This is a genomic window from Pseudoalteromonas luteoviolacea H33-S (assembly GCF_001625695.1).
GTDB lineage: Bacteria > Pseudomonadota > Gammaproteobacteria > Enterobacterales > Alteromonadaceae > Pseudoalteromonas > Pseudoalteromonas luteoviolacea_B.
Genome location: NZ_AUXY01000071.1, coordinates 1 through 15,222 on the forward strand (window position 1 = coordinate 1; position 15,222 = coordinate 15,222).

General features: G+C 41.9%; 14 protein-coding genes. 11 read left to right on the forward strand and 3 right to left on the reverse strand.

Annotated elements, in window-relative coordinates:
- Nucleotides 1-2,719: ribonuclease E (gene rne, locus N477_RS11620; RefSeq protein ID WP_155731873.1), on the reverse strand; the 2,719-nt coding region annotated here is incomplete at its 3' end.
- Between the two features lie 546 nt (nt 2,720-3,265).
- On the opposite strand from rne, the gene rluC reads away from it, so the two are divergent.
- Both rluC and N477_RS11630 read left to right on the forward strand, forming a co-directional pair.
- Entirely contained in the window at nt 3,266-4,228 is a 963-nt protein-coding gene (gene rluC, locus N477_RS11625) for a 23S rRNA pseudouridine(955/2504/2580) synthase RluC (protein ID WP_063362227.1), read from the forward strand.
- Nucleotides 4,218-4,859 (forward strand): HAD family hydrolase, encoded by a 642-nt coding sequence (locus tag N477_RS11630; RefSeq protein WP_063362226.1) that lies wholly within the window; start codon nt 4,218-4,220, stop codon nt 4,857-4,859. The genes rluC and N477_RS11630 overlap by 11 nt, the downstream gene beginning before the upstream one ends.
- Here N477_RS11630 and N477_RS11635 read toward each other — a convergent pair.
- Entirely contained in the window at nt 4,839-5,435 is a 597-nt protein-coding gene (locus tag N477_RS11635) for a Maf family protein (protein WP_063362240.1), read from the reverse strand. The genes N477_RS11630 and N477_RS11635 overlap by 21 nt on opposite strands.
- Before the next feature lie 121 nt (nt 5,436-5,556).
- On the opposite strand from N477_RS11635, the gene yceD reads away from it, so the two are divergent.
- The 9 genes from yceD (at nt 5,557) to mltG (ending at nt 12,720) form a co-directional block, all read left to right on the forward strand.
- Nucleotides 5,557-6,081 carry a 23S rRNA accumulation protein YceD gene (yceD, locus tag N477_RS11640; protein ID WP_063362225.1) on the forward strand — a complete coding sequence of 175 codons (525 nt, stop codon included), beginning with the start codon at nt 5,557-5,559 and terminating at the stop codon, nt 6,079-6,081.
- Nucleotides 6,082-6,091: 10 nt separating this feature from the next.
- Nucleotides 6,092-6,262 (forward strand): 50S ribosomal protein L32, encoded by a 171-nt coding sequence (rpmF, locus tag N477_RS11645; RefSeq protein ID WP_063362224.1) that lies wholly within the window; start codon nt 6,092-6,094, stop codon nt 6,260-6,262.
- Nucleotides 6,263-6,273: 11 nt separating this feature from the next.
- Nucleotides 6,274-7,314 (forward strand): phosphate acyltransferase PlsX, encoded by a 1,041-nt coding sequence (gene plsX / locus N477_RS11650; RefSeq protein WP_063362223.1) that lies wholly within the window; start codon nt 6,274-6,276, stop codon nt 7,312-7,314.
- Between the two features lie 155 nt (nt 7,315-7,469).
- Nucleotides 7,470-8,396 carry an ACP S-malonyltransferase gene (gene fabD / locus N477_RS11655; RefSeq protein ID WP_063362222.1) on the forward strand — a complete coding sequence of 309 codons (927 nt, stop codon included), beginning with the start codon at nt 7,470-7,472 and terminating at the stop codon, nt 8,394-8,396.
- Between the two features lie 13 nt (nt 8,397-8,409).
- On the forward strand, nt 8,410-9,156 hold the full coding sequence (fabG, locus tag N477_RS11660) for a 3-oxoacyl-ACP reductase FabG (protein ID WP_063362221.1): 747 nt from the start codon (nt 8,410-8,412) through the stop codon (nt 9,154-9,156).
- Between the two features lie 208 nt (nt 9,157-9,364).
- Nucleotides 9,365-9,601: an acyl carrier protein gene (gene acpP / locus N477_RS11665; protein WP_010374019.1), complete on the forward strand. Its 237-nt coding sequence runs from the start codon at nt 9,365-9,367 to the stop codon at nt 9,599-9,601.
- Between the two features lie 81 nt (nt 9,602-9,682).
- On the forward strand, nt 9,683-10,921 hold the full coding sequence (gene fabF, locus N477_RS11670; protein ID WP_063362220.1) for a beta-ketoacyl-ACP synthase II: 1,239 nt from the start codon (nt 9,683-9,685) through the stop codon (nt 10,919-10,921).
- A gap of 57 nt (nt 10,922-10,978) precedes the next feature.
- Entirely contained in the window at nt 10,979-11,743 is a 765-nt protein-coding gene (gene pabC, locus N477_RS11675) for an aminodeoxychorismate lyase (RefSeq protein WP_063362219.1), read from the forward strand.
- A complete protein-coding gene (gene mltG, locus N477_RS11680; RefSeq protein ID WP_063362218.1) occupies nt 11,740-12,720 on the forward strand; it encodes an endolytic transglycosylase MltG in 981 nt (326 codons plus the stop codon). The genes pabC and mltG overlap by 4 nt, the downstream gene beginning before the upstream one ends.
- Nucleotides 12,721-13,206: 486 nt before the next feature.
- Here the strand turns inward: mltG and N477_RS11685 are convergent, their stop codons facing one another.
- On the reverse strand, nt 13,207-14,772 hold the full coding sequence (locus N477_RS11685) for a polysaccharide deacetylase family protein (RefSeq protein ID WP_063362217.1): 1,566 nt from the start codon (nt 14,770-14,772) through the stop codon (nt 13,207-13,209).
- Between the last annotated feature and the right edge of the window lie 450 nt (nt 14,773-15,222).

Genomic DNA, 15,222 nt, shown 5'->3' on the forward strand with positions numbered 1-15,222 from the left:
CAGCAACAGGTGCTTGCTCAGCAACAGGTGCTTGCTCAGCAACAGGTGCTTGCTCAGCAACAGGTGCTTGCTCAGCAACAGGTGCAGGTTCAGCAACAGGTGCTTGCTCAGCAACAGGTGCAGGCTCAGCAACAGGTGCAGGTTCAGCAACAGGTGCAGGCTCAGCAACAGGTGCTTGCTCAGCAACAGGTGCTTGCTCAGTTGATTGAGGCTGATTTGAGCGCATCTGTGCTTCAAACTCGGCTGCGGCTTGATCCGCAACAGGAACAAATGCCGGTTCAGATTGACGATTCGCTGATTCACCACGCTTGCGTCTTTGACCTGCCGCTCTTAGGTGGCGAGGTGAACGTCTAGAGCGCGTCTTAGCTTCTCGCTTGTCCGCATCGACTTCTTCATTTTGCTCTGTTTGTTCAGCATTGAAAGTAGTTACCTCTGTGTCTTCAGTCACAGGCGTTACCACTTCAGAGTTTGGCGCTGTGGCAGGCTCTGCGTTGACATTCGTCTCTGCAGTTGCTTTAACGTCCTCAACTACAGCTGGTTCGTTGACCGGGCTTTCAGCTATGTCACGTTTCACAGGCTCTGCTGGAGCAGGCGTCTCTACTGTCTGTACTTGCTCTTGAGCTGCATCGACATTATTTTCGACACGCACTTTTTTGCGCAAATTACGACGTTGACGACGTTGTTTAACAGGCTTTTCTTTTTGCTCTTGTTGAGCTTCTTGTTGCTGATTCTCGTTAGTCGCATTTTTCGCTTTATCGGAATCTGAACGCTTACGATTGTTCTGACGGCGGCGTTTATTACGATTCTCAGAGCGCTCTTGATTGTCAGAACGTTCTTTATCTTCAGCTTTGCCAAAATTATCGTTCGTCGCGTTTGCATCTTTTTGTGCATCACCACGACCGCGACCTTTTCGACGTTGATTACGGCGACGATTGTCCGGCTTACCACTGCGCTTAGGTTGCTGCTTTTTCTCATCTTCTTTAGGTTGCTCTTCTTCAGAAGAAAACAGTCCTTTAAGCCAGTTACTCACTCGTGTTAGTAAACCCGCTTTTTGTTCAGCTACCGGTTGCTCTTTTTTCGGTGCAGTTGCTTTTGGCGCACTTGGTTGTGAAGCGGGAGCAGGCGCTGTTGGCATAACAACACCTTTGAGAACTGGCTCTTCTTTTGGTGTAGCCTGAGTTATTTGCACTTCAACAATATCAGCCTCTGGCTCAGCAACTTGCTCATAGCTTGCTAGCTCAGGTACGTCGTCTTTTCGCAAGCGCACAACTTCATAGTGAGGTGTTTCTAAGTGTTGATTCGGAATAATGACAACGTGACAATTATGTCTTTTCTCGATGCGTTGTACCGCACGGCGCTTTTCATTCAATAAGAAAGAGCCAACTTTGACAGGTACTTGTGCGTTTACCTGAGCTGTGTTTTCTTTAATTGCCTCTTCTTCGATCAAACGCAAAATCGACAGTGCGATAGATTCGTTCGAGCGAATAGTGCCTTGTCCATTACAGCGTGGACATGAATGTTGACTCGCTTCACCAAGTGATGGACGCAAGCGTTGACGAGACATCTCAAGAAGACCAAATCTTGAAATTTTACCAATTTGAACGCGTGCTCTGTCCGCTCTAACCGCTTCTTTTAAACGGTTTTCAACTTCACGCTGATGACGAGGTGGAGTCATATCAATGAAATCAATGACAATCAGACCACCGAGATCTCGTAGTCTCAACTGTCTTGCAATTTCATCAGCCGCTTCTAAATTTGTATTCAGCGCTGTTTCTTCTATATCACCGCCTTTTGTCGCCTTAGACGAGTTGATATCGATAGACGTTAAAGCTTCAGTTGGGTCTATGACAATCGAACCACCAGAAGGCAAACGTACTTCACGTTGGAATGCAGACTCAATTTGACTTTCAATTTGGTAATGCGTGAATAGAGGTACATCGTTTTTGTATAGTTTCACGCGGTTAATGAAGTCAGGTCTAAAGCGCTCGATGTGTGCTCTGGCTTCATCAAACACTTTTTGCTTATCGATAAGAATTTCACCGATATCGCGGCGCAGATAATCACGAATAGCTCTAAAAATAACGTTACTTTCTTGATGGATCAAAAAAGGTGCTTTTCGGCTATCTGCTGCTTCTTGAATAGCTTGCCAATGCACAAGCAGTGCTTTCAAATCATATTCTAGCTCTTCAAATGACTTGCCAACGCCCGCTGTGCGAACGATAAGCCCCATGCCCTTAGGCAGTTTAAGGCGGCTTAATGCTTCTTTAAGCTCGATGCGTTCGTCACCTTCAATACGACGTGAAATGCCACCTGCGCGAGGATTGTTAGGCATTAAAACAAGGTAGCTACCTGCAACGCTAATGAAAGTTGTCAGTGCTGCACCTTTTTGTCCACGCTCTTCTTTGTCAACTTGAACGATAACTTCTTGACCTTCTTTAATAACGTCTTTGATATTAGGACGTCCATTAAATGTGTAGCCATCGGGGAAGTATGTTTTAGCTATTTCTTTGAGGGGAAGGAAGCCGTGACGCTCTGCGCCATAGTCGACAAAAGCAGCTTCAAGAGAGGGTTCAATTCGGGTTATTTTGCCTTTATAAATATTGGCTTTCTTTTGTTCGTGACCAGGGCTCTCTATATCTAAATCGTATAGACGCTGGCCATCAACCAGTGCAACGCGCATTTCTTCTTGCTGCGTCGCATTGATTAGCATGCGTTTCATATTCTTATATACTCTATTTACTATATTTACCGTCCGATAGTTACATTACATCGAAGGGTAAAATTTTTCTCATACTATTCTTGTGTACCATTGCAGGCAGTTTAAATGTTCCTGTTACTAATGCAGTCTCACGACTGGGGAGAAGGGAACTTAGTCTGTTTTAACACTTACAGCCTGAATTATCTCAAAGGCGGGTTAAAAAATAGCGTTCATTTTGCCTACAGAACTCGCTCGGGTTAAACATACCCACAAATTTACACAAGACACGTTAGTTTTGCTTTTACATTACTTGTACGTCGCGTCTGGCGATTAAAAGATGAACTGTTACACGCTTCACCTTATGCCAATTACACGTAATAATTGTCTTAGGTCGGAGATAAAAGCTTTGGAAATCTTAGCTCTGATCTGTATGATCCTCCACCCAAGATGTGCATCACGACAGTTTATTTGCGATAAAAAGCAGTGCTCGCAAAATTTGCGAGTCGATTATCCCACTAATAACTGTGTGATAGCAACTAAATTATTACTCAAATCAGTGATTAGGCAATGTCAGAAAAGAATGGTTTACAAGTTACCTTTGTAACTATCACCGAAGATCAGTTAGGTCAGCGTATTGATAACTTTTTAGTTACGCACTTAAAAGGTGTACCAAAAAGTGCTGTCTATAAAATTTTGAGAAAAGGCGAGGTGCGCGTAAACAAAAAGCGTGTAAAGCCAGTATATAAACTACAAATTGATGATGTAGTGCGGATCCCTCCTATTAAGACAGCGGAAAAAACCGAGTTTGTACCAAAAAACTTAGACCGTGTAGCTGGGCTTGAAGACTGCATAATATATGAAGATAAATACTTGATAGTTATCAATAAGCCTTCAGGTATGGCAGTGCATGGTGGGAGTGGTTTAAGCTATGGGCTAATAGAAGCCATTCGTGCGTTGAGGCCTCAAGAGAAGTCACTAGAACTGGTGCATCGTCTAGATAGAGATACTTCGGGTTGCTTATTAATTTCTAAACGTCGAGCAGTGTTAAAAGGGTTGCACGAACAGTTAAGAGAAAAAACCATGGAGAAGAACTATTGGGCACTGGTTGCTGGAGAATGGTCCTCAAAACATAAAAACGTCACTGAACCTTTGAGAAAAAACACGCTTAAATCGGGCGAGCGCGTGGTTCGTGTGGATCAAGAAGAAGGTAAAGCATCACATACTCGTTTTCGTGTGCTTGAAAGATTTAATGGTGCGACATTGGTACAAGCGTCTCCTGTAACTGGACGCACGCATCAGATCCGTGTTCACACTCAGTGTAAAGGGCATCCAATTGCGTGTGATGACAAATATGGTGATCAAGCGTTTGATGCGCAAATGCGCAGCAAGGGGTTAGGTCGTTTATTCCTGCATGCAAGAGAACTTCGTTTCTTGCATCCTAAAACTGAGACAACGTTGCACGTTGAAGCGCCGCTTGACGATGCGCTTACCTCATGTATCAAAACATTAAGAGAAGATAATGGATTATAAACTGGTCATTTTTGATTGGGACGGTACTGTGATGGACACAGTGCCAAAAATTGTAAATACAATTAATAAAGTAGCTGATACATATGGGTTTCCCAGAGAAACCCAAGAAAAAACTCAAAGCATTATTGGCCTGTCTTTACAGACGGCACTAGAAACATTGTTTCCTGCGCAGACTCATCGCAGCGCCGAATTAGCACAAGCATACAAAACAATTTATCGTGATGTAGACCAAACACCTACCGAGTTGTTTAAAGGGGTTGAAGATGTACTGCAGTTTCTTTCTAATCACAATATCAAGTTAGCGGTTGCAACGGGTAAGAGTCGACCAGGCTTAGACAGACTACTATTAGAATCAGGGCTAGGAGGTTATTTCGCTGTAACGCGCACGGCTGACGACGCTGAGTCTAAACCAAGTCCAGATATGGTCCAGCAAATTTTGAGTGAACTAGATATTGCACCAGAGCAGGCTGTAATGATCGGTGATACAACGATAGACATGGACATGGCAAGAAAGGCTGGCGTCGCCGCAATTGGGGTGACGTTTGGTGTGGCAAATCGAAATGAACTGGCACAGTATAGCCCAGTTCATATTATCGATGAATTTGAACAATTACTGACTTGCTTGGCTTAATACGTCTACACCAAATTCAGCCAATATTTTTGTCAGTTCAATTAATGGAAGGCCTATTAATGTGTTTGGGTCTTCTCCTTCCAGTTTATTAAACAAGCAAATTCCTAGACCTTCACTTTTAAAACTGCCAGCGCAATTGTATGGCTGTTCAAGATCTAAATAATTTGAGATTTGTGTTTCAGTTAACTCCCTAAAATAGACCTTAAATGGGACTACTTTAGTGATTGATCTTTGCTCTTCAATACAGAAAACGCTTAGTCCTGTATAAAAAGTAACACATTGTCCACTAAATAGAGAAAGTTGTTTTATCGCATTTTCTTTAGTGTGTGGTTTCCCTAGTACTTTATTGTTGAATACAGCGACTTGATCAGAGCCTATAGCTAAGCCGTCAGAAAAGTGTTTGGCTGCTTCTTGTGCTTTATTTTCACTTAGACGATGCACTAACGATTGCGGTGATTCCCCCTCTAGAGAGGACTCGTCTATGTCTGGTGAGAAAGAAGCGAATGGTAAAGCAATTTTTTTTAAAATTTGCTGCCTAAAAGGTGAGCTTGAGGCTAATATAATAGGTGTTTTCATCAGGCTATTTGTGTCTGAATTGAGTAATTGACTCAAGGATAAGCCTTAGTCAGCGAAAAACAATAGGAAAGTTTATTTTTACTTTGACTAAACCACTAACAATCTATATGATGCAGCCCCTATGCAAAAGGTGAAAATTCCCATCACTCTTGATCCAGGTAGGGCAGCGCAACGTCGAGCTACTTATGACGGCATTGTGTCGCTTGAAGAACTTTCTCGACTGCAGCAAGTTGTACAGGATCAGGTAGGTGAAATAGCGGTAACTATTCATTGCGATATTGACCAGCAAGGCTTGGTTGTGATCCGAGGCTCAGCTCGGGCACAAGTAACTGTGGTGTGTCAACGTTGTAATGATGAATTAGGGTTGGATTTGGCTCAAGACTTTGCGTATTCGCCAGTCGGATTAGGTGCAGAGTCGGATGATCTTCCTGAAAGCTACGATGTGGTGGAATTAGATGAAGAAGGCGAAATTAATCTTCGGCAATTAATTGAAGATGAATTGATTTTGGCGATTCCTATAGTTCCTATGCATGATGAAGCTTCATGTTCGTTTTCAAACAAGCCTGTGAGCTTTGGCGAAATCGAAGCAGAAGATAGTAAACCAAATCCATTTGAAATTTTAAAACAACTTAAGAAAGATTCTTAGGAGAAGGCTAATGGCGGTACAAAAAAGCAAAGTGACTCGTTCACGTCGTGGCATGCGTCGTTCACACGATGCAATCAGCGGACCAGCTTTAACTGTAGACCAAGTTTCAGGTGAGACTCATCGTCGTCACCACGTAACTGCAGATGGTTACTACAAAGGCGTTAAAGTAATTTCTAACTAAGAGATTGCTTTATGCTGACCAATCTAACCATTGCGTTAGATATGATGGGGGGCGATTACGGCCCCCGTTCATCTATTCCTGCTGCAATTCTAGCAGTTGAAAAATACCCAAATCTCACTTTATTACTGTGCGGTAATGAAGCTGTTTTACGTCAAGCTCTCAGCCAAGAACAAAAATTAAATCATCCTCGGCTGATAATTAAGCATTGCGACGAAGTCGTTACTAATAATTGCGAACCCGCACATGCGCTGAGAAACAAGCGCAACTCCTCAATGCGCATTTCACTTGATCTTGTCAAATCGGGCCAAGCACAAGCGTGCGTTAGCTCTGGCAATACTGGCGCGTTATTATCTATGGCGCATTATGTCTTAAAAATGCTGCCTGGTATCAAGCGACCAGCATTAATCACATCCATGCCGACCGAAAAAAAACAACCGGTATACTTACTCGATTTAGGGGCTAATGTACTTTGCGACCCTGAAACACTATTTCAATTTGCCATTATGGGCTCCATTGTTGCTGGTGAATCGCTAAATAAAGAAAACCCAAAAGTGAGTTTGCTAAATATCGGTGCGGAAGATATCAAAGGTCATGAAGGTATTAAGCAAGCTGCCAAATTAATGAGTGAGTGTAGCTACATTAATTATCAAGGGTATTGTGAAGGAAGTGATATTTTCTCTGGTAAGTCAGATGTGATTGTCTGTGAAGGGTTTGTTGGTAACATTGCTTTAAAAACTTGCGAGGGAATTGCTAAGTTAATCATGCTAAAATTCACGAAAGCCTTAAAAAAGCACTTTTTCTATAAGGCGCTTGCATTTTTATTACGCCCGGTGATAAAAAAACTGTATAAAAAGGTGAACCCCGACCAGTATAACGGTGCAAGTCTGGTAGGATTGCGTGGTATTGTCGTAAAAAGTCACGGAAATGCTTCGAATAAGGCATTTTTAGCAGCGATCGATGAAGCTGTTAGAGAGGTTAATCGACGCATTCCCGAAAAGATACAAACAGCTTTTGAAAAAATGTCGGATGTGGAAGAAACGTCTATAAGCTAGCAAGAACGCCACTTTTTTAGCACATTTCGCGTCCATTTAAATAAAGTTGTTTTTATATAATCATTTTTCGTCAAACGTCTTCAGTAAGTGTAACCGGTTTATTCTATTCCACTCATTGTAGATGGACGAATTTAAGACGAGTAAAAGAGCATCATATGTCACAAAAAATTGCTTTACTTTTCCCTGGTCAAGGCTCTCAGAGCGTTGGCATGCTATCAGAGTTGCTAGAATCTTCTGAGGTTGTAAAAAACACTTTTGCAGAGGCATCAGAAGCACTTGGATATGATCTTCAAGATTTGGTATTGAATGGTCCTGAGGAAGAGTTAAATAAAACGCATAAAACTCAGCCAGCGCTATTAACAGCAAGCGTTGCGATTTTCCGTCATTGGCAAACCAAAAACCTTGATGTTGAGCTAGTATTAGCAGGTCATAGTTTAGGTGAATATTCTGCGTTGGTGTGTGCTGGTGTTATTGAACTTGCAGAAGCAGTCAAGCTAGTTGAAAAGCGTGGCTTATATATGCAAGAAGCTGTGCCTGCAGGTACGGGCTCGATGGCAGCTATTATCGGTTTAGGTGACGATGTTATTGCTAAAGTGTGCGAAGAGTCTGCGCAGTGCCAAGTCGTTTCACCTGTAAACTATAACTCACCAGGGCAAGTTGTTATTGCTGGACATAAAGAAGCGGTCGAGCGTGCAAGTGAAGCATGTAAAGAGGCTGGAGCAAAACGCGCGTTGCCTCTTTCTGTTAGCGTGCCGTCTCATTGTGAGTTAATGAAGCCTGCTGCTGAGCGTTTGGCGGCAGATTTAGAAAGCTTGGCTTTTGCTGAGCCTAAATATCAGGTAATCAACAACGTCGATGTTGCAGTGGCACAAAATGCTGCAGAGATAAAAGATGCTTTGATTAGACAGCTATTTAGCCCAGTACGTTGGACCGAAACTGTGCAACAACTGGCAGCGCAGGAAATTATTCAAGCCTATGAGTTTGGTCCTGGTAAAGTGTTGACAGGTCTGGCAAAGAGAATCGATAAATCAGTTAAATGTGCTGCTGCTAACGATTTAGCATCAGTTGAAAGTGCAGAATAATTAGAGAAGAACAATGTCAAATATTTTTGATTTGAAAGATAAAATTGTATTGGTAACCGGTGCGAGCCGCGGTATTGGTAAATCAGTAGCGCAAACGCTTGTAGCACAGGGTGCGACAGTACTTGGAACAGCAACAAGTGACTCTGGTGCTGAAAAGATCAGTGAGTACCTAGGTGAAAACGGTAAAGGCTATAAATTAAATGTCACTGACGTTGAATCTATTGATGCGGTTTTAAAGCAAATTAAGGCTGATTTCGGTGATATCGATGTGCTAGTTAACAACGCGGGTATTACGCGTGATAACTTACTTATGCGCATGAAGGAAGATGAGTGGACTGATATTATTGACACTAACTTAAGTGCAATTTATCGTTTATCTAAAGCTGTATTGCGTCCGATGATGAAGAAAAAATCAGGTCGTATTATTAATATCGGCTCAGTTGTTGGCACTATGGGTAACGCTGGTCAAGCTAACTATGCTGCAGCTAAAGCGGGTGTGATTGGTTTTTCTAAGTCACTGGCACGTGAGGTTGCATCACGTGGTATCACTGTAAATGTGATTGCACCTGGTTTTATCAAAACTGATATGACAGATGAGTTAACTGAAGATCAAAAGGCGGCAACACTTGCAAATGTACCTGCAGGTCGTCTGGGTCAGCCTGAAGAGATTGCAGCAGCAGTTGCATACCTAGCTTCAGATGCTGCAGCTTATATTTCTGGTGAAACACTGCATGTAAATGGTGCGATGTATATGGTGTAAAGATTACAAAATAATTTAAATTTTTGTGATCTTGCCGCAAACAAGCTTGAATTTGCCCTGAAAATAGGCGATAAAGAGTAAAAAAAATGAGTAACAGGTTTGACCAGACAAAAAAGTCTTAGTCAATCCTTGAATCAATACATGATGCGCCGTAAACTACGCCGCAATCTGAAATTAACGCAAAAGCGTTTTAATAAAGGAAAGAAGAATGAGCGACATCCAAGAACGCGTAAAAAAAATCATCGTTGAGCAACTAGGTGTTAAAGAGGAAGAAGTAAAATCTGAAGCTTCTTTCGTAGATGACCTAGGTGCAGACTCTCTTGACACTGTTGAGCTAGTAATGGCTCTAGAAGAAGAGTTCGACACTGAGATCCCTGATGAAGAAGCTGAGAAAATCACTACTGTTCAGGCAGCGATCGACTACGTTACTGCTCACGCTGAGTAATTAACGGATCTGAAGGGCAGCACTCGCTGCCCTCATTCATTCTACCCCCGCAAAATTTCAAATCCCTTTTTGGAGGAAACCGTGGCTAAACGTCGAGTCGTAGTAACTGGCTTAGGTATGTTGACGCCGCTAGGTAATGATGTTCAGTCAACCTGGCAAGGCCTATTAGAAGGTCGTAGTGGCATTTCAAACATCACGCATTTTGATACATCAAGTTTTGGAACTAAGTTTGCTGGCTTAGTCAATGATTTTGATGCGACAGAATACATGTCCAAAAAAGACACAAAAAAAATGGACTTGTTTATTCAATATGGCATTGCAGCTGGTGTCCAAGCATTAAAGGATTCAGGTTTAGAAATCACTGAGCAAAATGCAGCCCGTGTTGGTGTTGCAGTCGGTTCAGGGATTGGTGGATTAACTCTGATTGAAGAGAATCACCATAAGTTGATCGCCAGTGGTCCACGCAAGTTATCACCTTTCTACGTACCATCTACCATCATCAACATGATCTCAGGACATTTGTCTATCATGCATGGTTTAAGAGGTCCGAATATTTCAATCGTAACTGCGTGTACAACAGGTCTTCACAACATTGGTCATGCAGCGCGTATGATTGCCTATGGCGACGCAGATGCGATGGTAGCCGGTGGTGCTGAAAAGGCATCTACACCAATCGGTATGGGTGGCTTTAGCGCGGCGCGTGCATTGTCTACTCGTAATGATGACCCTCAAGCTGCATCTCGTCCTTGGGATAAAGACAGAGATGGTTTTGTATTGGCTGACGGTGCTGGTGTGATCGTGCTTGAAGAGTATGAGCACGCTAAGGCTCGCGGTGCGAAAATCTATGCAGAGCTAGTTGGCTTTGGTATGAGTGGTGACGCTTACCACATGACGTCGCCGCCAGAAGATGGTTCAGGTGCAGCTCTTGCGATGGAGAATGCACTGAATGACGCTGGTGTGAATGCAGACCAGATTGGCTATATCAATGCACACGGTACGTCAACACCAGCTGGTGACATTGCAGAAACATCTGCAGTTAAGTCTATTTTTGGTAATGCAGCGAAAGACGTAATGGTAAGCTCATCTAAATCAATGATGGGTCACTTACTTGGTGCTGCTGGGTCTGTAGAGTCAATCATCAGTATCTTGTCACTGGTTGATCAAAAGGTATCACCGACGATTAACCTAGATAACCCAGATGAAGGCTGTGATTTGGATTATGTACCTCATACAGCACGTGATGCAAAGTTAGAATATACACTTTGTAATTCATTTGGTTTTGGTGGCACTAACGGCTCACTATTATTTAAAAAGATTTAAGTCTATTTAAAATTTGAAAAAGCCTGGCAATGCCAGGCTTTTTTGTTGGAGAAATATATGGAAATCAGTCATCGAGATCGGGGTTTAAACTATGGTGATGGGTTTTTTACCACCATTAAAGTCGAAAATGAGGCACTTCAATTATGGCCTTATCACCTCCAGCGGTTAAAGCAATGTCAGCAGGTACTGCGTTTTCCTGAACTTGATGAGCATGCCTTGTTAGATACCTGTCAAAATGCGATTAAAGGTTGTCGTCTAGGGGTACTTAAGCTTCTGATCACACGTGGCGAAGGTGGCAGAGGTTATGCCTTGCCTGAACACGTTAACCTGACGGTGATTGTCTCTAAAAGTGAGTTTCCCAGCCATTATGCTCAGTGGCAGGCGCAAGGTGTTTCATTGTCAGTCAGTAATGTAAGATTAGGTCATCAACCTTTACTGGCTGGTTTAAAGACGCTCAATCGTATAGAGCAAGTCTTGATCAAAGAAGATGCCTTGGGGCTATCTGGTGATGATGTGGTAGTACTGGATTTACAAGATAATGTGATTGAATGCTCTGCAAGCAATATTATTATGGTCAAAAACGGGCAGCTCATTACACCTAACTTAGCATTGTGCGGCATTAGAGGGGTCTATCTTAGTCTGTTGTCAGATCATCATGACATTGCCATTAAAACGCTTTCGTTGAAAGACTTAATGGATGCAGATGCGGTTTTTATGTGCAATAGTTTGATGGGATTAGTACCAGTAAAATCGATAGACAAAAAAACCTTCAACCTGCAAACTGCACTTGAATTAAAAACGAAAATAGAAATTTCTTTATGATCCGAATGTTGTTGTGGGCCGCTACATTAATTTTTGTCATCGCCGTTTATAGTGGCTACCGTTTTTTTGAGCCGATCCGCAGTGAAATGCTTAATATGTCTGATGATTATGTAGAGATCTCACAAGGCGAAACATTTACAAGCTTATGTACAAAATGGCAGTCTCAGCAAGTGCTCAAGAGCTGTTTACCCTATAAGCTTTATAGCAAGTTATATCCAAACAAGTTTACCTTGAAGGCGGGTGTGTATAACTTGCAGGGGTTATCGGTATTATCTGCGATTGAAAGGCTACACAGCGGCGATAAAGCAGATTTTACGTTTACGATCATTGAAGGTGATACCTACAATACAGTGCTGAAAAATCTCAAAAACAGCGCGTTTTTAGTATTTGATATGACAGATGGGGATGCTTCAAACTTTAAACAGTATGATAACCATCACCCAGAAGGGTGGTTGTACCCTGATACATATCATTATGAAGGCGGCACTCGGGCGTCAGCATTAATTGAACGCTCACATAAAAAAATGAAAAGAGTGCTTGCAGACACATGGGCCAAGCGCAGTGACAATTTGCCTTTGAAAAATGAGTATGAAGCGCTCATATTAGCGTCGATAATTGAAAAAGAGTCTGGTGAAGAGGCTGAGCGAGATATTATTTCTTCTGTGTTCCACAATCGTTTAAATAAAGGAATGCGATTGCAAACTGATCCAACAGTTATTTACGGATTAGGAGAGCGTTTTAAAGGAGATATTACCCGTTCACATCTTAAAGAGTATACACCTTATAATACTTATCGAATTGAGCGGTTTCCTCCTACCCCTATCGCTATGCCATCACATGATGCACTGTTAGCTGCTGTGCAACCCGCGAAAACGGACTATTTTTACTTTGTATCTAAGGGTAATGGCGCACATCACTTTTCTAAATCTTTGAAGGAACATAACCGAGCAGTTCGAAAGTACATATTGAATCGCTAATTCATAAGTGAGCACCAATTTGGTACTCACAGTATATTTTTATTTGTTTATTATGATGCCTTTAATCTTTGAATGAGAGCTGTCATGACAGCCATCTAACAGTATGTTCACAGTTTTATCGGCCATCATTGCCGATAGACCAATCGAAATAAGTGTTTGTGTGTTGTTACTATCTATAGAAAAGTATCTGTGTGTACTATCCTGAGCATTTGGGCATTCAGGGTTTGATCTGTTTTCAGTGGTGATATATCCATGCCCCAAGTTGATATCATACCACCTAACGTCAGTTATTTTGGTGTTTTAAATCCAGGAGTCTGCTTTGGCAGAAAAAGTAGCAAGTAGCGCAAAAATAAAAAGAAGTGTTTTCATAATAACTTGTCCCTAATTTATAAAGAACAAAGGTTACTTTAAGTTTTTCGATATGTAAATGTTGTGTTTTTTTTGGGGTAAAAAGGCTGTGATCCTACAGCCTTTGTATTCAGATATTTACTGCTTGCTAAACTCAACCGTTAATGTTTGGTTTGCTGTTAAGTTGCTAAATGTATACTGGTCAACTGCGCCTAAATTGACGCCGTTGAGTGTCACACTTTTAACCTGTGCACCTGGCGCTGCATTAAAGAAGAAGGTTTGTGCTTTATCTGGCGCAATTAAAGTGTCTCCATAAATGTCGCCTACCGGTGTTACAGAGCCTAAGTGGCTTACTTTAGTTGCTTGATCCCTAGTAATTAGTTTCCATGGGTCGTAATCTGGACTCTGTGAGCCAGGCATAGAATCGGCATACCATTTCGCCTCGTAATATTTGCCCTCGTGGTATACCTGATCGCCTCTTTGATAGATATTGCCTTGGATATAAGTCGGGCTCGCACCAATGCTTCTGACTGTGACAACTTTACCGTCAGTTAATGGCGTTGGGTTACGCATCCACTCTATGATGTCTTTAAATGGCACAATACGGACAACGGGCTGACCATTTACTTTAATGCTTAGTGCATATTGGATAAATTCTTCGATCGCTTGCTGACGCTCTAAATAGGTTGTTGCACGGTCACCTTGATCGTAAGCTGGTGCATAGATATGGGCATGTGCGCCGTATAGCAATGGTGAGCGGTTTCCTTCAAGCCTTAGATGTAAATTATGTTTAAGCATCTCAAGTACGGCATTTTTGCTCATATTTGTGCTCACCCACATATTGGTGTCGAAGCCGACCATTTTGCCGCCTTCAGGCTTTTCAAATACATTAGATGGCAGCTGCCAAAGCCCTGGGTAATTACCTACATCAGGCTTGCCAACACGCTTGGTTGGTGTGCCATTGTTTAATGTGTATGGCCATGCGTTATTGGTGCCATTGAATTGGCTATCCCAGCCTTCTTCAATACTGGTATCGTACACAAAATTCCCTTTTACTAAGGCAGAGAACAAGGCGTTATTATGGTTCAAGTAAGGTGTTCTAAAACCGATAATTTCACTGGCTGGTACGCCAGGGCCTGCAGCATTGTTTGCACCATTGGTCACTTCACTTGGATCGTAAGGTTTACTCAGCCAAGTTTGTGTAATACTGAGTTCGTTGGTCCACTCTTGCTCACTGAAATTACCTGTGTCAGGGCCGCCGTCTCGGTGACTAAAAGTATGGTTACCTACTTCATGGCCATCTACATAAGCATCACGCCACGCATGTTTAATGCCCACTTCATCTCCAGCTTCTTTCACAATGTATGACGGAGTATGGAAAAACGTAAATCTGACCGGTGCGCCGTCAAATGTAGCTGGATTGTTTGCGCCGATATCATTTTGAAGGTGGCGGGTATAATTACTTATCCAATCCATGCCTTCTTTAGAGCCATTGTCATCAAAACCAATCGAAATAAATAACGGCACTTGTACAGGTCTTAAATTAGCAGGAGGCATCTGACTCCACGGCTGATTGTCTGAATAATCATATTGATTTGACTGAGACTGTAATGAAACGTTTTCAAGCTCATGTGTGCTAGTTTGTGCAACAGCACAAAAGCTCATTAAAACACTGAATGACAGCGCTGACATTTTAAACTTCATGGTAGTTCCTTACTTAAAGTTTTGCATATTGGGATGCCTTCATTGTACATAAAAAAGAGTCAAAAATAGGGGCTGCAAGTAGGCCAGTTGATATGGGTTTGACCTGCCTCAATTAAGTAATTCAATTGGATAAAAGTATAAAAAACATTGATTTAAAATATGATGTGAGTTTGATTTTTGTGCTGGATAAGCTTTTCATTACAACGTGATTATTCATTATTTTTAAATATTCAAAAACACTGAAATGTACTGAAAAATGAGGTGTGAACACAGGGTTATATTTGGGTGCGTTTAGGGTAAACTTAGGGTTAAATTAGTTGTGTGTATTTCGTATTCGATCTGACTATGAAAGCGTATTACTATTTACGGAACACGGGCTTTTTTGACTAAACAATTACAACTATAAGTGACATACAAATTGAACTTATGTAGATTACATGAGGATTTAAA